The organism is Shewanella sp. TB7-MNA-CIBAN-0143 (assembly GCF_040310065.1).
Lineage (GTDB): Bacteria > Pseudomonadota > Gammaproteobacteria > Enterobacterales > Shewanellaceae > Shewanella.
Window position 1 is genome coordinate 20,828 of record NZ_JBEOPL010000015.1, and the last position, 20,799, is coordinate 41,626.

The following is a 20,799-nucleotide window of genomic DNA, read 5'->3' on the forward strand; positions in this document are numbered from 1 at the left end:
TCTCACACCGGTGAACTGTTTTTGATTGCCGTTTGGTGTTGTTAGGCTTTACCGATCTCAATCTCTGCCATGGGTAACAATGCTTGATATGCTGAGGCCAACGCTTGTTTAGCCTCATCATCGCCATGAACAATACGAATATGTTTAGGTTTGTGGTGCATGCGTTTAACAAAATTGATGAGGTTGTGTTGGTCTGCGTGAGCGGAGTAACCACTGATGGTGTGAATCGTGGCGTTAATATCAATCTTTTGTTCGTTGATATACACGTATCCGCCTTGAGGTCCGTATTCTTGTATGTCTCGACCTGTGGTGCCTTTAGCTTGGTAGCCGACAAATAATACGTCGGTAGTGGCTTTGGGTAAAAAGCGGCTAAGGTAGTTGCTAATTCGGCCTCCCGTGCACATGCCCGATGCGGCAATGATGATTGCGGGCTTATTGACCGAATCTAAATAGTTGATCACCGCCAAGTGATCTTGATGGCTGTCGATGGTGGTGAGTTGTTCAAAATCTAACGGATGACGGCCTTGTTTAAGTTTTCGCTTAGCCTCTTTGTCCCACAGGTTCTTAAATTCCCTGTATTTTTGGGTGAAGTTTGCTGCCATGGGGGAGTCGACAATAATGTCGATATTTTGCCACATGGGGTTGTGTTGATTACGATAAATGATGTGTTCAAACTCGTAGAGCAACTCTTGTGTACGTCCGATACTAAATGCAGGGATTAATACCACGCCATTGTCCTGTACCGCTTTTTCAATAATCCCCCTAAGCTGTTTGCTGCGATCTTTGCGGCCTTGATGGTTTTTATCGCCGTAGGTTGATTCAATGACTAAGGTATCTGCTCGGTAAGGGCTTTTAGGGCTGGGAATTAAAGGTGCATAGGTTGCGCCTAAGTCACCTGAAAATACCACTCGATGTTTGTTATTCGGCCCTTTTAGGTCAAGCTCGACATAGGCTGAACCAAGAATATGCCCCGCAGGTTTAAATTTGAGTTTAATTTGATTAACAGGCTGAGTCGCATTGGAACTCAGATTAACAGGCAGTGAAATCCATTGGTTGTAATCTATCGGCACAATGAGTTTGTTGAGCTGATTTAAACACGCTTGAATCAGCTTTTTATCGCGAGTCACGCCCACTTTTAATGCATCTTCAATCACTAATGGCAATAACGACGCGGTTGCCGTAGTGGCGTAAATGGGTTGATTAAAGCCTGCTGCGAGTAGATAGGAAATTCGGCCAACATGATCGATATGACAATGAGTGACGATTAACGCTTTGATATTGTCGATAGTGAAGTCTATTTGCAATTGATCCGCTGAGTTTTGACCTGCGGTTTCAGCCCCTTGAAATAAGCCACAATCGATAAGGTAACTGCTTGGGTGTTGTGGGTTAATGTCGAGCTGATGGCAAGACCCCGTTACTCCATTAACCGCGCCATGGTGAATGATCTGCATGTTAATCCTTGAATTGGATGAGTACCTCGTTAACTTAGCAGTGGATACAGTATTTTGCGAGATAACCATTATCATGCGATGGCAAACAGGGCGGGTGCTCACGAGCAATGCTACTGATAATAAGCGCTTACAAACTAAGCATGATATTTGGCGTTAATTAACCTTGTGTAGTGGTCGTTAATATCCTGTTGTTGATATAATCAGTTCAATTTCTGGCTTATGTTCGATGGATTGCTGATGTTAGTGTTTAACTGTACCAAAGCGGCTGCAGAGTTTTTTAGTGTCACTCGCAAAGGCGAAGTGTTGTCTTGTTTAGAGGCTGCACCTCACAAAACCATTGCTGAATCAGTCGCGGCGCCTGTTTTCCCTTTAGATGTTGAACCGCATGAGCACGATGGCATTCAATGGCATTGGGTGGTGCATTGTGTCACCGTTAAGCGCAAAAAATACTTATTAGTGATGGATTATGTTAGCCGCTATTGCTTGACATTTTTGGCGACAAAAAAGGGTGATGAAATTGATTTTCTCAATATGTTTGAGAAAATGATGGTGTCTAATTTTATGTTTTTAGCCAATAAAAAAGGCGTGGATAGTGTTGAGGCTGACTTAGCCATCGCACGATATCACGATAAATTTACTACCTGTGCATTTCATCTGCGAGGTGATCGTAGCGTACAAGGGCATTTAAACGAAGTTGCCTGGCACTTAGATCAACAATGTCATAAAGATGGAATGTTGTTAATGCCCAATCAGTTTATTGAATTTAGCGCCTTTATGGGACAATTCCCTCGAAATGCAAAAGGGCGCCGTAGCCACTTTTTTGCTAACGATGTGTTTATCGATACCTGGTTACAAGATTTGGATTTTGAACAAGGCCCGGTAGACACCACAAACCTGGTTTACCTCAGCGATTACAGAAAATAGGCATAGTGACTCGAATAAGAAGAAACAACCAACTAAGAACAACTAACGAAGCACTATTTATTAAGAACAACTGACTAAGTGACCTATTACCAATAATGGGTGTATTAAAAACGGGTTTATTACACGCTGGTTTATTACGCACGGGTTTATTAAAAATATAAGGACATGTAATGAAAGCTTTTTCTCTGGTATTGACCAGTTTAGCGATGGCCATTTCGGGCATTGCTCACGGGGTGGGAATTGACGCCAAATACATTGAGCGCATTGGCCCTGTGACACAAGCCTCTGCCACGGCGTTATCTAAAAGTGCTCAGGCAGATGCCTTGCGTGCCAATGTAGTGGCAAAGCTCAGTCAAGCCAATAAGGCCAGTAAGGTGAGGGTATTTAATCAAGCGCTTTCCTGGCAAGCCGGTACATCGAAAGCCGAAGGAGAGGGGTGGTTAGCTTATCGTTTACCGGTTTCTACACAGCGATTTACCCAAGGTACATTAACCGTTAAAGGGCTCGATAATCCGCAGGTGTATCTTAATGGCCAGTTAGTGAAATCAGCAGACAAGGTCGAGCTTGAACTCGCTAACGGTGATTATCAACTCATGTTGCTTGCCGATGGCTTACAAAAAGACGTGTCTTTTAGCCTCGATTGGCAGGGCAAAAGTGAAGTTGATAATCTCGACTTTACAGCACAAAAAACACAGCGAGTATCTGCCCAGCAGTTATTTGATGCCAAAGTGATCAGTGGCTTAACCCTGTCACCTAATGGTAAATATCTACTGCAATCAACCATTGAATACCAGGCTAGCCAAGGCGATACGCCAATTCAAATGACCGAGTTACGTAAATTATCGGACAACAGCGTGATATACCGCTGGCAAGATAACCGCCCAAGCAGTGCGGTTTGGTCAAGCGACTCTTCACAACTCGTCTTTGTGGCTAACAAACAAATTCAATTATTCACTGTTACTGATTTGAGCATTAACGTTGTCGCGACTGATATGGACAATGTGTCTGGTTTACAGTGGTTAGGTAACACTGTGTTATTTAGCTGGGAAAAGCCTTTTAAAGCCGATGAGAAAGCGACATCAAAACGTTTTCAAGCATTAGAAGACCGCTGGAGTTATTGGCGTAATAACAGTCAACTCTATCAAGTAGATGTTGCTTCGGGCTTTATTCGTCAACTTACAGACAACAACGTCAGCAGTTCTTTGCTAGACAGTAATGCAGATAAAGGCAAACTATTGTTAACGCGCTCGCCTGTGGATTATGCACAGCCCGCCCATGGTGTAACACAGCTTATTGAGCTGACGTTAGCTGATTTAAGCGAAACCATTATTGGTGAGTATCGCAGTTTTAATAGTGCACTATATGCTGATGACGGCATGTACATTACCGCTGGGCCGCGTTTTATGGACGGCATAGGAATACAAGATCCTAATATTGAAGTGAACGATTATGATGGTCAGTTATATTGGCGTGATGCTAAAGGCAATGTCAGTGCACTCAGTAAAGCGTTTGATCCTTCCATAGGCAGCATCACCAAGCTTGAAAATGATGATTTAATTGTGACGGTAACCGAAGGCGACCGTGCACCTTTGTATTTATTTGATAAAAGCAAAACACGCTTTAATCGAATAGACACCGGTGTGGATATGATAGACGGCTTTAGTGTTGCCATTGAGCAATCTACACCAACATTAGTATTTGCAGGTACCTCAGCCACTGCGCCGCAAAAAGCCTATAAAATGGCGGTTAATTCAAGCCGCAAACAGTTGCTGTTTGATAGTCAACAACTTAGCTATGCCAACACGCGTTTAGGTAAAATTGAAGATTTTGATTTTACTAATACTCATGGACATAACATTGATGGCCGTGTTTATTTACCTGCCGATTTTGATGCCCGTAAAAAGTACCCCGCATTAGTGTATTACTATGGCGGCACCTCACCTGTAGGGCGTCATTTTACCGGGCGTTGGCCATTTAATTTATGGGCAGCCCAGGGATATGTTGTGTATGTTGTGCAACCAAACGGTGCAACCGGATATGGCCAAGCTTTTAGTGGCCGTCATGTGAATGCCTGGGGCAAGTACAGCGCTGACGATATTATCGAGGGCACTAAAGCTTTCTTAAATGCGTACCCGTCGGTTGATGCTAAACGCGTGGGCAATATGGGCGCATCTTATGGTGGCTTTATGACTATGTATTTGGCGACAAAAACCGATATATTTGCGGCGTCAATGTCGCATGCGGGGATCAGTAATTTGTCGTCTTACTGGGGCCATGGCTGGTGGGGTTATGGTTATTCTGGCGTGGCCAGTCGCGGCAGTTTTCCGTGGAATAATCCAGAGCTCTATGTAGAGCAAAGCCCGCTATACCATGCAGACAAAATTACCACGCCGTTATTACTTATTCACGGTAATGCTGACACCAACGTACCTGTAGGTGAAAGCCATTACATGTACACCGCGCTTAAACTATTAGGCAAAGAAGTTGAGTTGGTTGAGTTTAACGACCAAGACCATCACATCAATAGCCGCCAAGCCCGCTTTGATTGGTGGAATACCACTATGGCATGGTTTGATATGAAGTTAAAAGATGAACCACAGTGGTGGAACAGTATCTACCCTGAGACAAAAAAACAGTAGTGACTTAACCTCAACTCGGGATAATAAGCGGTTATCAAACAGCCATTTGTCTCGCTAACCGTGTTGCATTGACTTGCAATAGGCTAGTTAACCTGAGCTCGGGATAATAAACGCGTTTCAAACAGCCCTTTGTCCTGCTAACTGTGTTGAATCGACTTACTATAGGCTAGCTATTGACGCGTCAATTCGCCTTGCTAGCATAACAAATGACAAGCTTGAAAGTGAGCTTGGTTAACATGCTGATTTTAAATAGCTAAGTTCATTCCTTATCCCGAGTTCAGGTTAGTTATTGATGCGTCTATGCGCCTTGCTAGCAAAACAAATGACAAGTTTGATATTAAATAGGCCGAATATTGTCATTTTGCCTTACATACCCCACCTCTTAACCCGAGTTGAGGTTACTTAAGGTTAAACAGCCTCGCATTGCGAGGCTGTTTTTTTACGAGTGGGCAACGTGCGCAAAATGGCCTAATCAAAATAATGTGGTCATTGGAAAGTTTGACGTTGAGCGACCACTTACATAGGTAAACTGTTGCACTAAGATACCGTTGTTATCATTAATAACAATGTGGTTAAACTGTCCACATTCAGTCCCGTGATAGCAGGGGGGAGCTCTCAATATACTGGGTAATGCACAGGCTTAACACTCTTCCTTTAACCATGGCAGTAGCGCGTTGATTGTGTTGGTTTGGGTAGCTGCTGATTCTGATTGATAGCCGTAGATGCGGATCCCAAATGTGACGGTCATCAGTTGAGCTGCATAGGCTTTAGCGGTTTCAGGCTCAAATAATTGGCTTAGGTAATGTTGATATACATGCTCAATCTCAGTTAATTGTGATGAGGCAAATTTGTATAGCTCGTTGCCTTGAGAGGCGAGTTCAAGTTGGGTTTTGATTAAGAAGCAGCCACAGTAATCACAAGACTTTGACTGCTCGACAATGTTGTCGAGGATCTGTCTAATACCTGCTTTGACATCGTCAGCTTGTTGCATCAGTTGGTGAATCGCCTCAATCGAAAAGGTGGCGTAGCGTGCTAAGGCTGCTTGGAATAAGCCTTCTTTGCTATCGAATTCATAATATAAGCTACCCGGTTTTAATCCGGTGGCTTTAGTGATTTGCTGAATGCTCGATGCGGCATAACCATTTTGCCAAAATAGGGTGATGACCTTATCTAATACGTCCGCTCGTTCAAAATTTTTCTTTGCCATGACATCGATCCTCAATCGTTACTGACGCTATAATACCACTACTTGAATGATTGTTCAAAAACTGCTTGCGTTGTTGACATGATTTGATTATCTTGAATGAAAATTCAAGATAATCTGAGAAGCCATTATGTCATTATCCACTCAACTGACTGAAAAACGAGATGCCTCTGCAGCCAACTTACCTGCAGAGGTATTGGCGATCATGTCGGATGCGACCTTAAATCTGAAGTTATCCGGCATTATTGATAATGCGCCTAAGGCTGGCGATAAACTGGCTGCATTTTCGTTAACCAATGCATTGGGCGTTACCCGTCATTTAACCGATTTGTTAGCCAATGGACCGGTTGTGGTGACATTTTATCGTGGCAATTGGTGCCCTTATTGTAATTTAGCCTTGCGTGCCTATCAGCAGCATCTTGCTGAATTTAAACAGTTAGGGGCAACACTGGTGGCTATTACGCCTGAGTTACCTGATATGTCACTTTCAACGGCAGAGAAAAATGAGCTTGAGTTTGATGTATTGTCAGATGTGAATGTCGAGTATGCCAAAGCGCTTGGACTGGTGTTTACGTTACCTGATTCAATTCGTGATCTTTATAAGAAATTTGGTGTCGAAGTTGAGAAACATAATGGTGCTGAACAGTTTGATTTTCCGCTTGCTGCGACATTCGTAGTAGCCAAAGATGGCACCATTGTGAAAGCATTTGTTGATGCTGATTATACTTACCGTCTTGATCCTGAAGATATCATTAGCTCATTAAAAGCACTGTAGGGATCTGATTTATGATGTTTAAAAGCTTATTTGAATCTAAAACCGTGATGGCATCTAGAATGAACGTATTACCTAAAATAGTGTTGTTATCTAAAGCGCGAGTGATTGCGTCTTTGGTTTTACTGAGTAGCCTATTAACCAGCCCAGTGTTTGCCGCTGATTATTCGGTGTTTCGCGAGCTAGATAGCCAGCATCCTCCTGGTAATGTGGCCGTGTCGTCTACAGGGCGAGTGTTCATGAGTAATCATCACTTTTACGGTGTTGATTCGAGAATTGTGGAGCTTAAAAAAGATGGCTCTATCGTTGATTATCCCAATACAGAATTTAATCAAAATCTTAATCCTGTTTTGGGCGTGGTAATTGATGAACAGGGTATTTTATGGATGCTTGAAACCGCTTCCGCTGATGGTGTCGGGCGACTTATCGGTTGGGATACTCAACAAAACAGCCTATACAAAACAATATCTTTAACTGCGTCAGTATTGCCCAGTAATTCATTTTTAAATGATCTTGCGGTCGATAGAAAGCACGAAACGGTTTATATCACCGATCCTGCTGGTGGCAGTAATGCGGCATTAATTGTGGTTGATTTAACGAGTGGCACAGCAAGACGAGTATTAGATGGCAGCGTTTATACCCGTCCCGAAGATGTTGATACGGTGATTAATGGCAATACTTTATCTATCGGTGGCCAGCCTATTCGTATAGGGGTTGATTCTCTGACCGTAGATCTGAACAACGAGTGGGTTTATTTTGGTGCATTGAGTGGTGAGAAGTTATATCGGGTGCACACTCAATATCTACTGGATGCTAAATTATCGGCCAATATGTTACGCAGCAAAGTGGAGTTTTATGCCAATAAACCGATTAGCGATGGCATCACCATTGATAATGGCGGCAACATTTATGTTACTGACATAAGCCATAATGCTGTCGGTTATATCGACACAGATCGTCAATATCATATTTTGTATCAAGATGATGACAAGTTCAGTTGGTCTGACGGCTTTTCTACTACGGCTGATGGTAAGTTGTTAGTTACGGTGAATAAGTTACATCAGTCTCCAGCGGTCAATAACCAGCAAGACAAAAGTGATGGTCGCTATTATATCATTCAGTTTGACGCATTAACCGAAACGACAGTTGGGCGTTAGAGTTTGATAATTTGAAGCAAGAACCTAGATGACTAGAGCGCTTCGCTGCTAGATACTATAAAAGCAAAAAACCTAGACGACTAGAGCGCTTCGCTGCTAGATGCTATAAAATCAAAAGCTTAGACTAGAGCGCTACGCTGCTAGATGCTATAAAAGCAAAAACCTAGATGACTAGAGCGCTTCGCTGCTAGATGCTATAAAAGCAAAAACCTAGACGACTAGAATGCTTCGCTGCTAGATGCTATAAAAGCAAAAACCTAGATGACTAGAGCGCTACGCTGCTAGATGCTATAAAAGCAAAAGCCTAGATGACTAGAGCGCTACGCTGCTAGATGCTATAAAAGCAAAAACCTAGACGACTAGAATGTTTCGCTGCTAGATGCTATAAAAGCAAAGCCTAGACGACTAGATTCTAGCTGACTCGGTTCTATAACATCTTAACAGCGCAGCGGTCCCTAGCAGGACGCAGTCCGCCCTAGAAGCGCAGCGCTCTAGAATCTAGGATCTAGGATCTAGGATCTAATCTTAACAGCTCACCTGTCCCTAGCAGGACGCAGTCCGCCCTAGAAGCGCAGCGCTCTAGAATCTAGAATCTAGCATCTAAGCTTAACAGCGCAGCTGTCCCTAGTAGGACGTAGTCCGTCCTAGAAGCGCAGCGCACTATCCGCGTAGCGGTCTAGATTAGTAATAAATTTTAGAAACACTATATTTTTCAGTGTCTAGCTTGTAAAAAACTATTTTGTCGTCCAAAGTTAATGCCTATGACACTTAACTAATGATAAAAATGACCAGACTATCTAGTTATAAAAATGCGCTTAAATTGGGTATTGGAGTATTTGCTTTTGGCTTAGTCATTAGTTTTGTTACTGCTTTAAGTGTTAAGAATCAAAATAACACCATCATTACTCAATCTCTCGAAACGGTATCTGAACAAGTTGCTAACAATATTATTGATCGTATCGTTTTATATCAATATGGTTTACGAGGTGCTCGAGGTGCCGTTTCCACTATCGGTGAAGACAAAATAACCCGCGAAATTTTTAGAAAATATAGCTTAACGCGTGATATTGAGAGTGAATTTCCTGGCGCTCGTGGGTTTGGTTATATCCGACGTGTTCCTGTAGCCGATGAAGCAGATTTTGTTGCCAAAGCTAAACTTGATGATTGGCCAGATTACAGTGTGCGTCAGCTTAATCCTCATGATGATGAACGGTATTTGATTGACTATATTGAACCCATTGAGCGTAATCTTGCTGCTGTCGGTTTGGATATATCCTCTGAGCAAAACCGCAAAAACGCCGCACAACAAGCGTATTTAACTGGTGAAGTGCGCTTAACGGGGCCGATCACGTTAGTGCAAGCAACAGGTAATCCGTTACAAGCCTTTCTCATTTTAATGCCCATTTACCGTACTGGTTTTACCCCATCAACCGAAGCATTAAGGGAGCAACAAGCTTTTGGCTGGAGTTATGCGCCATTAGTTGCCAATGAAGTGTTTGATAAGATCAGTTTATCCCGTCAGACTACAAAATTATTGATCAATGATGTGACTGATATTGAAAATAATGTCGTGTTTTATGAAACCCATGTAGATGATGTAAATCCGTTATCGGATTATTCAGTTACATTATATCGCGAAATATTTGGGCGTAAATGGCATGTATCGTTAGTAGCTTATCCCGAGTTTGTCAGTGGTTTACACTTAAGTTCACCTAATATTATGTTTAGTTATGGTGCGATTGTTAGTTTGTTATTGGGCGGGCTTATTGGTTTTTACGGCTACGCATTAGGTCGTAAGCGCCTAATTTTGGAAGATAATGAAAGACGTGCCAATATTTTAGAACATTCGCTTGATGCGATTATTAGTTTTGACTGTGATGGTGTTATTACCAGTTGGAATGATGGCGCAGTAACGATTTTTGGTTATGAAAAACATGAGGTTATTGGGCTCAAGAAAACAACGTTCATTGTTCCTAACGATGGATATGATGCAGAAGCTGAAAAGTTTAATCAGGTCCTTAGCGGTAAATCGTTATTAAACTTTGTTAGCCAACATAAACGAAAAGACAATGCACTACTGTCGACGTCGATGACCTCATTGGCTATTTATAATGAATTTGGCAAAATAATCGGCGTTAGCCAGACTATTCGAGATATTACGGTACAGCTGAATGCTGAAAAGCAAATTTTAAATATTAACGCCAACCTTGAACGTAAAGTTACCGAGCGGACTCAGGCGTTACAGCAAGCACTGTCAGAAAATAAAACCTTACTTGATAATATTAACCAGCAGCTGCTTTATTCTGAAACGGATAAAGACGGCGTTATCTTGGGGGTAAATGATTATTTCTGTTTAGCATCTGGATTTACTCGTGAACAAATGATCGGTCAGAAGCATTCAATTTTGAAATCTAACCAGCATGATGATGCCTTTTGGGCCAATATGTGGCAAACCATTAATGCTGGTAAAACATGGCATGATGAAGTGTGTAACCATGATAGTCAGGGTAATGTTAAGTGGTTTGATACGGTCATTGCGCCTGTGATGGATGCGGACGATAACCTTGAACGCTGCTTTGCACTGCGAATTGATATTACTGAACGTAAGAATACCCAGCTTGAAAAGAATGAACTGGCTTCCTTACTTACCAATGTGCTTGCAGCTGCATCAGAAATAGCCATTATTTCCACCGATAATAACGGTATTATTAATATTTTTAATCGCGGTGCCGAGTTATTACTTGGCTATCAAGCTGAAGAGATAGTGGGTAAGCAAAGCCCTGCAATATGGCATTTACCTTCAGAGATCCGTGAACGCAGTAAACAGTTAACCAAAGAATTTGGCGAAGATATTATTGCTTTTGACGTGTTTGTGTATAAACCAAGAGTACAAGGGCCTGAAACGCGTACTTGGACGTATGTCCGCAAAGATTTCTCTCAATGCCAAGTGTCGTTGTCGGTATCCGCTATGCGCGATCAAAATGGAGAGATAATTGGGTATTTAGGGGTAGCGGTTAATATTGATGTGATGCTTCAACAACAAGAAGAACTAGTATCAGCCAGTAACCAACTGTCTAAAGCGGCTGAGGTGGCTGAGTTAGGCATTTGGAATTTAGATTTTCACACTAATCGTTTGCAATGGAACGATCGTATGTTTGCCATGTACGATTATCCATTAGCGCTTACGGAAGAGGAATTAAGTTACCAACATTGGCAAAAACGGGTCCATCCAGATGATCTTGCTATGGCTGAACTTGCTTTAAAACAAGCCATTGACTTAAACCTTCCTTACGATCCTACTTTTAGGATCATTACCAGTACGAATCAGATCCGCTATATTCATGCTGGTGCCCATATTAGTTACGATAAATCAGGTAAACCGGTGCGTGTGGTCGGGATTAACCGCGACATTACTGAGCAACGCGAGTTAGAGCAAACCTTGCGGTTAGCGAAACAAGCTTCAGATGCAGCCAGTGCAGCTAAATCTCAATTTTTAGCGAATATGAGTCATGAAATCCGTACTCCAATGAATGCTGTATTAGGCATGCTACAACTTATTCAACATTCTGATATGAGTCGTCAGCAAGCTGATTATGTTTCTAAGGCTGAAATAGCTGCGAAGTCATTATTAGGGCTGTTAAATGATATTTTAGACTTTTCTAAAATTGATGCTGGTAAGTTAGAACTTGATTTGCATCCGTTTCAACTGGAAACGTTAATGCGTGAGCTAGCGGTGATGCTAGCAACCAATGTACACAGTAAAAATTTAGAAGTTATTTTTGATTTAGATCCTGCCATTCCATACCTTATTGAAGGTGATGAACTTCGTTTGCGCCAAGTGTTGTTAAACCTTGCGGGTAATGCGATTAAATTTACCTCAGAAGGTCATGTTATTGTCAGTGTACACTGCAATGAATGTATTGCTAACCAAGCGAATTTAACCATTTCGATTACCGATACGGGTATCGGAATCAGTCCTGAACAAGGAAGTAAAATTTTCCAAGGTTTTGTCCAAGCAGAGTCTTCTACGTCAAGACGATTCGGCGGTACAGGATTGGGATTAGCAATCACTAAACGTTTAGTTGAGTTAATGGGCGGTGAATTAACGTTATCGAGTCATGTTGGCAAGGGCAGTCGCTTTTGGTTTGATTTGACGTTTAATATTGTTGAAATAAAGAATAACGATTTAGATATCGACTTACAGGGTAAGAATATTCTGATTGTTGATGACAGTAAGATGAGCCGTAAAATTTTATCCAAAACCTTAATGGTCCATGGTGCTTATGTTAATGAGGCTCATAACGGCAAGCAGGCTATCAATCTTATTGATCAAAGCTTAAATGCTAGCAATCATTATGATGTGATTATTATGGATTGGCGCATGCCTGATAAGAATGGCTTAGAAACCGCCAATCATATTCAAGCGATGTTTCCGGCAGGTAAAGCTCCGGCCATTATTATGCTGACCGCGTATGGTGCAGAGGTGATGGAACAAACTAAACAATATCGCCAACAGCCTTTTGTGAGTATGTTGACCAAACCTGTGACGGCGAACTTGATGCTCGAGTCGGTTTACCGAGCTATTCATGGCTTAGAACAGCCAATACAATCTAGAAAAATAACTAATTTAGCATTAAAAGGTGCCAGGGTTCTGGTGGTTGAGGATAATCAGCTTAATCGCCAAGTTATTGATGAATTATTACGTCTACAAGGTGCGATTGTTACATTGGCTAAAGACGGTATTGAGGGTGTTGATTGGGTCACTAAGTCAAATAATCAATTTGATATTGTTATTATGGACATGCAAATGCCGGTAATGGATGGACTTGAAGCAACACGTATTATTCGTGCCGATGGCCGATTTAATGATGTACCTATTTTAGCGATGACGGCTAACGCATCGCTTGCCGATAAAACATTATGCCTAGAAGCGGGGATGAATGATCATATCGGTAAACCGATAGACATGACACTTTTGTTACCTTGTATACTTAACCTGCTAGGCCAAGATAATAGTGCTTATTATCATTCAACTGTTAATAATCCGCCTGTTGCGTTACCTGAGGTGCGTAATGATGGCGACGATGATGCGATTATCGAAAATCCTGATTCTATTTTACGTCGTTTTGGTGGTGAACTTGCCTTTTTCATTGATGTGAAACATCATTTTGCATCAGAAATGTCAGAGCAATTATCATTACTTACGCAAGCGTTTGCACTCGAAGATGACAATGCTATCAGTAGTATTGCCCATACAATTAAAGGCACTTCGAGCAATATTGGTGCTAAGCGGCTGGCAGCTTTTGCTGCCACACTAGAGCACAATATAAAAAATGCTGTTAATGTTGATTCAGATGCTTGTTTAAGCCAAATGCAAGGCCAGATAAATGATAGCCTGCATATGTTAGATACTCTATTTCCAGATGAAAGTGCTGTATTAACCAATCGCACACTTGATAATAGCGCTGTATTGCCGATACAAAGCATAGACGCGGATAAAACCGATCGATTAATGGAATTATTGGTTGATCAAAATTTAGATGCCATTGAGTACCTTGAGCGCCTGTTAAGCAACGTGGTGCCAGATAAACAGTGGTTAAGATTAAAAAACCAAGTGAGCCAACTTGAGTTCTTGGATGCTGTCGATACATTAAAATCGATAATTAAGGAGTGATGCGTGTTCATAGATGAGTATATTTCAGGTGCTGCGCCTGTTAGAGGTAAAATACTGTTAGTTGATGATCAAGTTGTGAACATCAAAATATTACATCAACTCTTGCAAGCGGATTACGACATTTATATGGCTCGCGATGGTCATCAAGCCATTGATATGTGTAAAAAAGTCAAACCAGATATCGTATTGTTAGATATTGAAATGCCGATGCTCAATGGATTTGATGTGTGTGCACATTTGAAACAAGATCCCGATACCGAAGATGTGGCGGTTATTTTTGTCACCGGTCATTTTGATGAAGTTAAAGAGGTTAAAGGATTTCAGTTAGGGGCAGTCGATTTTATTCATAAACCCATTAACCCGGTTATCACTAAAGCACGTATTAAAAATCAGATGATGTCTAAATCTCAAACTGATTTATTACGCTCTATTGCACTGTTAGATGGATTAACCGGTGTCGCTAACCGGCGTAAGTTTGATCAAGTGCTGCCTGTAAGTTGGTTACAATGTGCGCGTGAAAAACAGCCATTGACCATTATTTTATTGGATATCGATTTCTTTAAGCACTTTAATGATACTTATGGCCACACTGAAGGCGATACGTGCTTACGCATCGTTGCACAGAAGATACAAGACACCGTTAATCGTCCTTATGACTTAGTCGCGCGTTATGGTGGTGAAGAATTTATCTGCGTGCTACCAAACACCGATTTAATTGGCGGAACTTATGTGGCTCAGCAAATTGTTGACAGTATAGTGTCATTGAAAATAGCTCATTTAAATTCACCAATATCTGAATTTGTTACTGTAAGCGCTGGGGTTTCAACGGTAGTGCCAATGTATGATATGCCGAATAAAAATTTAGTTGAAGCGGCAGATAAACAATTGTACTTAGCCAAAGACCGTGGCAGAAATAGAGTGTTAGGTTGTTTAGCAGAATGAAACACCTAGATAACTAGTACGCTGCGCTGCTAGTACGCTTCGCGGCTAGATGCTATAAATGCAAAGGCTTAGAGCTTAGAGTCTAGACGACTAGAGCGCTGCGCTGCTATAAAACCAAAGGCCTAGATGACTAGAATCTAGTTCGCTTGATATCGCTTTTCATCGCTTGCTATCGATTTACATTTAACAGCTCAGCTGTCCTTAGCAGGACGCAGTCCGCCCTAGAAGCGTAGCGCTCTAGAACCTAGGATCTAAAATTTATGCCGATAACCTAATACATAAGCTATATCAGCACTGTTATCCATGTTTAAAAAGTTCTCAACCATAGTGAATTCGATGGCGCTGCTATTGAAGTAATAGCGATAACCTAACACCGCTTCATTAGAGGCTTCTGAGAAGTTTTTATCCCAACTCACCATGCCATCATAACGATGATATTCAGCTAACCAACCGTGCCTACCTCTACGATATTCGTAACCCAGCCCCAACATTAAGTAATGTGATTCGAAGGCATTTTGCGATAACGGTTCTGTATTGTGTAAGAAACTCATTCCTAAAGTCGAGTTCACATGGTGATTGCTATTGTGATAACCGTAATTGATTTGTACGCTTTGCTGGAAACTTTCATCAACAAATGGGCCTGAATCTACATACTTGTAGTACAAGGTTCCCCCGATGGAAATACCATGGTGTTCATTTTGCAGTAATTGATAGCCTAGGTATGCAGTAAGAGCATTATTGAGGGTTTCACCATTAAAGTTTTCAACATTGATATGGTATTTTTCTGAATGGATCTGACTTTGGTGTTTCGCTTGTTTATTACGACCATTTTGCTCAAATCCAAAAGCATCGTGAAACCACATTGTTAAGGAGTCTAAATGGTTATCACCGCTAAATTGCCAAGTGTATTTAGCATCAAACAATAAATCCTCAGTGATTTGCCATTTTAAGCCGCTGCTAATCGCATTTTGGTAGTAATCAGCTAATAACTCATCTGACTCTGACCAGACGCTGGCTGCATTGGCTGTGATGTACCATTCTTTTTGACCTTGGGGCAACGAAAAGCCAGATCGTAAAAGTGGGCTAAGATTAATAGATTGCATCGGTGATTGCGCATATACCTGTAACGGTCCGTAATCATTAAAACTGACTACTTGCGCTTTTGCAGGCAAGATCGTAAAAATACTCACAATGGATATCAGTTTAAGGTTGGTCTTCATCGCTATTCCCTGAGTTAACTGTCCAGTTAATCTATCTGTATCGGCTAATTACATAAATAAAATAAATACTCGTATCTGCCAATATTTAGTGGTGTTTGTTGATGAGGTTGTGCGCATTATGATGGTATGAGAACATAATTTAAATATCCAAAAGGAACACATTATGACGTTCAGTTATATCATCACTCCTATGCTAACAATAGTATTCACTGTTTAAGATAATGTTGGCTAATATTACTGAATATTTAAACGATTATTTTATTTGTAAAGTATTGATTATTATCTGATAGCAAGGTATAAAATTATTTATAGGCTCCTTGTGGATAATGAAATTAATATGATAGTGTTAATTTTGAATTGTTAATTCGAGTTTTATTTTGAGTTGTTGTTTGAATTGTTGTTTGAATTGTTGTTTGAATTGTTGTTTGGATGCTGTTGCTGTACAGAAATATAGTTTCTTTAATGTGTTATTTGTGATAATGAGCTGCCAGTTTACTCAGTTTTTTAGTTGTATTTTTTAAGCGTTATTTCCCCAAAATGTGTAATGGATACGCATTAATAAAATGGATTTGTAATGAAAAAACTTTCTTTTCAATTTACGCAATCAATGTCCTTCGAACTATTTCTTAACCTTTATATTTCTGCAATACATCATCGATTAGTTTACTCAACAGTACCTTTTATCTCTGTTATTTATGACATTGTTATTGGCGAGAACGTTTTTTTCAGGATCACTTGCTGCAATATTAGCGATACAGTCCCTCACTGTTCGATGCTGGAGCTGTGATGGATTTCATTTGGTTGTTAGGTTTACTGGCCATCTATATTCCAATCCAAATGTGTATTGATACGTACATTGTGTATCGAACTGACGTACAACAAAAAGGTTGTGATTACCTGTTGGCATTTATTCCGTTGCTGACGTTTGCCTATCCAGAGCACTATTTGTATAGTTTTATCTCTTTAGCGCTCATTGTACTGTATGGCATATCACTGCGTTATTATGCTGCATTTAATGATTGGCTTGATTTTGATCAAGATCGTTTAGCTGGATTGTGTCTCGGTGGATTGGGGGTTGGTGGCATAATTATCACCGCGAGTTTGATTTACCAATTTGTACAGCATTAACCTAAGATAATGTAGGTTTGACAATTTTATCGCTGAATGGCGTTATGCTTGAGCGACAATTTTTTGATGAAGATTATCCCATTGTTCTGGGAATTTTCCATCTAACATATACACAAATGCAATCAATTCTGCGATTAAAAGATACAGCTCTTTAGGTACTTCATCACCTAATTCTAATAGCTGCAAAAACTCACTTAAGTGTGGATCTTGATGTATATGGATCCCCGCTTCTTTAGCGATTAATATCATCTCCTCGGCAACTAAGTCCTTACCCGTAGCAGTAATTTTAGGAGCACTTTTACCATCAAAACTGAGTGCAACTGCTTGCTGTATTTTTTTCGAGTCATCTTTCATTATGTTCTCTATTAAGCTCTGGTTTTGACTAAATAGTGATCGCCGGGTAATAACGTCGCTGGTATTTGGGCTAACTGTGTTGTGAGCTTACCTGGTGTAAAACCAATTTGTGTAATTTTATCTGACAGTGTTTGGTTAAAACGTTCTACTCTCGTAAGTAGCATTTGGTTGTTGCCTTTAAATTTGATATCAAGCACATCTGCCTGCTTATGAGCACAAATCAATAATGATCCTTGGGCTAAATTAAATTTGAGTTGTAGCTTCCATCCTGCTTTTTTATCTTTGTCTGAATCATTTTCTTGTTCAAATTTACCTTCAAACTGTTCATCACGTTGGTTGATTGAATAGGGGAGAGCAAAGTACCAAGTCATGGCTTGATTGGGATCGGTGCTTGCATGTTGGTACAGCGCAATACTGTTAGCCAATTGTGCCAAAGAGTCTGCCCCTCCTAACTTATCTAATGCGGCTAACAGACCTGAATTAGCACTGAGTTTACTCAAGGTCCGTTGTTGCAACTGCGCAAGGTGGGCCTGAAGTTTATCGCTGATCCCTGAGCCTGTTGATTTTGTTTTCACCCCTAATAACAACTGGAATAGAGTTGTGATAGCGCTACCAGAAAACAGAGGCGAGGGTTGTGAGTTAGTTGAGTGACCTAGCTGAGTGTGGGCAAGATTAAGCGCCGCTAAACTGTATAGCTCACTGCTGAGTAATGCTGGATCACTTAATGCACTTAATGGATGCGGGCTAATTTGTGGCAAATGCTTAAACAGTTCACTGGCCAGATTATGAGGGACTTGTTGGCTTAACTGCTGTTTTATTGGCATCGCGCCTGCTTTTGATAACGCTTTATTCAGCACTTCTATTGGTGCAGGGTCACCGTTCAATTTGTTTAATGCGTTGTTGTTGGATGCATTGTTGTTTAATGCGCTGTTGTTTAATGCATTATTGCTTGGTGGATTGCTCTTTGCACTATTGTCTATCGCAGAAGCGGTGTTTGCTTTGGGTGTGTTTTGTTCCGCTAATGATTTTGTCGATAACGATGTTTGCTCTACCGTGTTGGTAGCATTTTTGGCTAGATTGGCTTGCTGAGCCATATTGCTGGTGGTTTTAGTGAGATTCGATTCAGATGATAGTCCTGATGGATTAGGTTGTTGTGTTACCGGCCCCCCGGTTTTTACTGTAGCACTATCTTGGCCGATTTTGGCTGAAAAAGGCGTTAATTCAATAGGCGTTTTTTGTTGGGTATCGCTTCCTTTTACCGCATTATCAAGTGTAGGCAGTGGTGTTGACTCTAGCTTTTTTAGAAATTGGCTGAGGATTTGTGCTGGTTCATTTTTAGTGATGATGATGTTTGCTGCTTGAACAGACTGATCTGCTTGAGGCGTTGTGGTGAGTTTCGTTAAATTAACGGTTATTTCAGCAATGACTGGCGTGAGCGCAAGTTGCAATTGCTGATGCTGCACCACCACCTTAGCTAAATATTGGCCTGAGTTTAACGCGGTGTTTGGCGATAATTGGATGCTTGTGCCACCAGAAAAAGTTAATTTCCCTTGGTCTATTATCGCTGTAGGCAGAGGATAACCTTGAGTTCTGGTTGCCAGCGTTGCGAGTTGTTGTGTTGATACACCATTTTGCTTTGCCAGTTCCTCAAGACCTTGTGGTAAGGAAAGCTGAATGGGTTGTGCCAAAAGCACTAATTGAGTGGTAACTGTTTGGGCGGGTGATGTGGCCGTTGAGCCAGCAGAAGCCGTTGACATTACAGGGGTGGTAGCTCGGTTGTTGATGACTTCTGTTTGGACTACGGGGACATTTGCACTGGAAACGGCACGAGCCACAAGTTTAGCGTGATCGCTTGCTATAACGACTTGCGCTGTCTGTTGTAATAATTTTTGCAGTTCAGCGGTCTTGTTTAGTTGATATTGCTGATTTTCAATGGTGACGTCGAGTTGGGCGTTTGCTGGTGGTTGTAACACTTTGACGGGCAATAATACGGCTGCTAAATCTGATTTAGTGGTCGACGAGCTAGATACCGCGGATTTGTCATTTGAAGTTTTTGTTGGCAAAGAAGGACTATCGGTTTGAGTTTGTTTGCGCTCAGCCAACTTCTGCGGACTTGCATCTGCAGGTTTTATTGTGCCGGTATTGACCGTTTTTTGAGGGAGCGTTGTTGGTACAGCCATAGAAATCCTTTCAAACGAACATGTTTGTCTATTGAAATCAATCTACATGTCAGTGAACAATATTAACTACATTTACAATTTTTTGATTGATATTGTCAAATGGCACAGTATCCTTAGCTCCCTGTTACCTTATTAGGGTAACATATAGGGTTTTATTGCCATTACAGTGAATGATTGCTGATAACACAGACGTATGAGTAAGGCCTGACTGATAAATAGTGAATAATAACAGCCTTACACTTGCTTGCTAAATTATATCGACTTGAACAAAAATTGCTTTAATAAAAAAGACAAAAATAGCAGTTTGTTGAGTAGTACCTTTTGTCATTTTAAAGAGAATTATATGAAGTATAAATGGATATTACTTCAGGTGTTTGTTGCCGTTAGCATGCCCGTGTATGCCGAAGCAGAAGCACCTCAAGTTGCCACATCATCACGTCCTGCGGTCGAAATCAAATACAATGATCCTCGCGATCCATTTGAAGAAGTTAACCGCACAATGTGGGACTTTAACTATCTGTTTTTAGATCGGTATATTATTCGCCCAGTTGCCCATGGTTATAAAGACTATGTTCCTAATCCAGTCAGAACGGGTGTTAATAATTTTGTTTATAACCTAGAGGAACCTAGCTCTCTGGTGAATAATACCTTACAAGGAAAGTGGGGATGGGCTGCTAATGCCGGCGGTCGTTTTACGGTTAATACCACCATAGGTTTACTGGGTTTAGTCGATGTAGCTGACATGATGGGGATGCACCGTAAACAAGATGATTTCAACGAAGTGTTGGGTTATTACGGTACACCAAATGGCCCTTATTTTATGGCGCCGTTTTATGGCCCAATTGTGACAAGAGAAATCGCCTCTGACTGGGTGGATGGTCTATACTTTCCTTTATCTGAGCTAACGATGTGGCAGTCAGTATTAAAATGGGGTTTAAAAGGCTTGGATGCTCGTTCTAAAGCCATTGATCAAGAAAGATTATTAGACAATGCTCTTGATCCTTATGCTTTTGTAAAAGATGCCTATTTGCAGCATATGGATTACAAAGTTTTTGATGGTGATGTGCCATCTAGTCAAGCGGACGATGAGTTACTTGACGAATATTTAGATGAACTAGAATAGTCGAGGCATACAGGCACCTCGGCAGTGTAGT

General features: G+C 41.1%; 13 protein-coding genes. 8 read left to right on the top strand and 5 right to left on the bottom strand.

Annotated features, from left to right (window positions below):
• Positions 1 to 41: 41 nt before the first annotated feature.
• Positions 42 to 1,451, bottom strand: a complete 1,410-nt coding sequence (locus tag AAEY97_RS13270; protein WP_350999316.1) for an MBL fold metallo-hydrolase RNA specificity domain-containing protein — start codon at positions 1,449 to 1,451, stop codon at positions 42 to 44.
• Positions 1,452 to 1,688: 237 nt separating this feature from the next.
• Between AAEY97_RS13270 and AAEY97_RS13275 the strand changes: the two genes are divergently transcribed.
• Together AAEY97_RS13275 and AAEY97_RS13280 are read left to right on the top strand one after the other, a co-directional pair.
• Positions 1,689 to 2,375: a DUF6933 domain-containing protein gene (locus AAEY97_RS13275; protein ID WP_350999318.1), complete on the top strand. Its 687-nt coding sequence runs from the start codon at positions 1,689 to 1,691 to the stop codon at positions 2,373 to 2,375.
• Between the two features lie 170 nt (positions 2,376 to 2,545).
• Positions 2,546 to 5,014 carry an alpha/beta hydrolase family protein gene (locus AAEY97_RS13280; protein ID WP_192116272.1) on the top strand — a complete coding sequence of 823 codons (2,469 nt, stop codon included), beginning with the start codon at positions 2,546 to 2,548 and terminating at the stop codon, positions 5,012 to 5,014.
• A 640-nt stretch (positions 5,015 to 5,654) separates the two neighbouring features.
• Here AAEY97_RS13280 and AAEY97_RS13285 read toward each other — a convergent pair.
• Positions 5,655 to 6,221: a TetR/AcrR family transcriptional regulator gene (locus AAEY97_RS13285; protein WP_192116273.1), complete on the bottom strand. Its 567-nt coding sequence runs from the start codon at positions 6,219 to 6,221 to the stop codon at positions 5,655 to 5,657.
• Between the two features lie 127 nt (positions 6,222 to 6,348).
• On the opposite strand from AAEY97_RS13285, the gene AAEY97_RS13290 reads away from it, so the two are divergent.
• The 4 genes from AAEY97_RS13290 (at position 6,349) to AAEY97_RS13305 (ending at position 14,763) form a co-directional block, all read left to right on the top strand.
• Positions 6,349 to 6,993, top strand: coding sequence for a peroxiredoxin-like family protein (locus tag AAEY97_RS13290; protein ID WP_350999322.1), 645 nt, complete (start codon positions 6,349 to 6,351; stop codon positions 6,991 to 6,993).
• A gap of 11 nt (positions 6,994 to 7,004) precedes the next feature.
• Complete coding sequence (locus AAEY97_RS13295) at positions 7,005 to 8,147, top strand: L-dopachrome tautomerase-related protein (RefSeq protein WP_192116275.1); 1,143 nt, start codon at positions 7,005 to 7,007, stop codon at positions 8,145 to 8,147.
• Between the two features lie 784 nt (positions 8,148 to 8,931).
• Positions 8,932 to 13,821 (top strand): PAS domain S-box protein, encoded by a 4,890-nt coding sequence (locus tag AAEY97_RS13300; protein ID WP_502959463.1) that lies wholly within the window; start codon positions 8,932 to 8,934, stop codon positions 13,819 to 13,821.
• Positions 13,822 to 13,824: 3 nt separating this feature from the next.
• Positions 13,825 to 14,763: a diguanylate cyclase gene (locus tag AAEY97_RS13305; protein ID WP_162023602.1), complete on the top strand. Its 939-nt coding sequence runs from the start codon at positions 13,825 to 13,827 to the stop codon at positions 14,761 to 14,763.
• 251 nt (positions 14,764 to 15,014) lie between these two features.
• Here the strand turns inward: AAEY97_RS13305 and AAEY97_RS13310 are convergent, their stop codons facing one another.
• Positions 15,015 to 15,983, bottom strand: a complete 969-nt coding sequence (locus AAEY97_RS13310) for a DUF3187 family protein (RefSeq protein ID WP_350999326.1) — start codon at positions 15,981 to 15,983, stop codon at positions 15,015 to 15,017.
• Between the two features lie 786 nt (positions 15,984 to 16,769).
• On the opposite strand from AAEY97_RS13310, the gene AAEY97_RS13315 reads away from it, so the two are divergent.
• Positions 16,770 to 17,111, top strand: a complete 342-nt coding sequence (locus tag AAEY97_RS13315) for a hypothetical protein (RefSeq protein WP_101086466.1) — start codon at positions 16,770 to 16,772, stop codon at positions 17,109 to 17,111.
• Between the two features lie 42 nt (positions 17,112 to 17,153).
• Here AAEY97_RS13315 and AAEY97_RS13320 read toward each other — a convergent pair whose 3' ends face one another.
• Together AAEY97_RS13320 and AAEY97_RS13325 are read right to left on the bottom strand one after the other, a co-directional pair.
• The gene (locus AAEY97_RS13320; RefSeq protein WP_041413136.1) at positions 17,154 to 17,465 is read right to left on the bottom strand and encodes an EscU/YscU/HrcU family type III secretion system export apparatus switch protein; all 312 of its coding nucleotides are present in this window, start codon (positions 17,463 to 17,465) and stop codon (positions 17,154 to 17,156) included.
• 11 nt (positions 17,466 to 17,476) lie between these two features.
• Positions 17,477 to 19,645 (bottom strand): hypothetical protein, encoded by a 2,169-nt coding sequence (locus AAEY97_RS13325; RefSeq protein WP_350999329.1) that lies wholly within the window; start codon positions 19,643 to 19,645, stop codon positions 17,477 to 17,479.
• Between the two features lie 388 nt (positions 19,646 to 20,033).
• Here AAEY97_RS13325 and AAEY97_RS13330 point away from each other — a divergent pair, with 388 nt between their 5' ends.
• Positions 20,034 to 20,768, top strand: a complete 735-nt coding sequence (locus AAEY97_RS13330; RefSeq protein ID WP_392343271.1) for an MlaA family lipoprotein — start codon at positions 20,034 to 20,036, stop codon at positions 20,766 to 20,768.
• The last annotated feature ends 31 nt before the right edge of the window (positions 20,769 to 20,799 follow it).

Excerpts from the sequence above, each read along its gene's own strand:
- AAEY97_RS13270 (WP_350999316.1), bottom strand. The coding sequence starts at position 1,451 with ATGCAGATCATTCACCATGGCGCGGTTAATGGAGTAACGGGGTCTTGC.
- AAEY97_RS13315 (WP_101086466.1), top strand. The coding sequence starts at position 16,770 with ATGGATTTCATTTGGTTGTTAGGTTTACTGGCCATCTATATTCCAATC.
- AAEY97_RS13285 (WP_192116273.1), bottom strand. The coding sequence starts at position 6,221 with ATGGCAAAGAAAAATTTTGAACGAGCGGACGTATTAGATAAGGTCATC.
- AAEY97_RS13310 (WP_350999326.1), bottom strand. The coding sequence starts at position 15,983 with ATGAAGACCAACCTTAAACTGATATCCATTGTGAGTATTTTTACGATC.
- AAEY97_RS13280 (WP_192116272.1), top strand. The coding sequence starts at position 2,546 with ATGAAAGCTTTTTCTCTGGTATTGACCAGTTTAGCGATGGCCATTTCG.
- AAEY97_RS13295 (WP_192116275.1), top strand. The coding sequence starts at position 7,005 with ATGATGTTTAAAAGCTTATTTGAATCTAAAACCGTGATGGCATCTAGA.
- AAEY97_RS13320 (WP_041413136.1), bottom strand. The coding sequence starts at position 17,465 with ATGAAAGATGACTCGAAAAAAATACAGCAAGCAGTTGCACTCAGTTTT.
- AAEY97_RS13330 (WP_392343271.1), top strand. The coding sequence starts at position 20,034 with ATGCCCGTGTATGCCGAAGCAGAAGCACCTCAAGTTGCCACATCATCA.
- AAEY97_RS13290 (WP_350999322.1), top strand. The coding sequence starts at position 6,349 with ATGTCATTATCCACTCAACTGACTGAAAAACGAGATGCCTCTGCAGCC.
- AAEY97_RS13275 (WP_350999318.1), top strand. The coding sequence starts at position 1,689 with ATGTTAGTGTTTAACTGTACCAAAGCGGCTGCAGAGTTTTTTAGTGTC.
- AAEY97_RS13300 (WP_502959463.1), top strand. The coding sequence starts at position 8,932 with ATGACCAGACTATCTAGTTATAAAAATGCGCTTAAATTGGGTATTGGA.
- AAEY97_RS13325 (WP_350999329.1), bottom strand. The coding sequence starts at position 19,645 with ATGGCTGTACCAACAACGCTCCCTCAAAAAACGGTCAATACCGGCACA.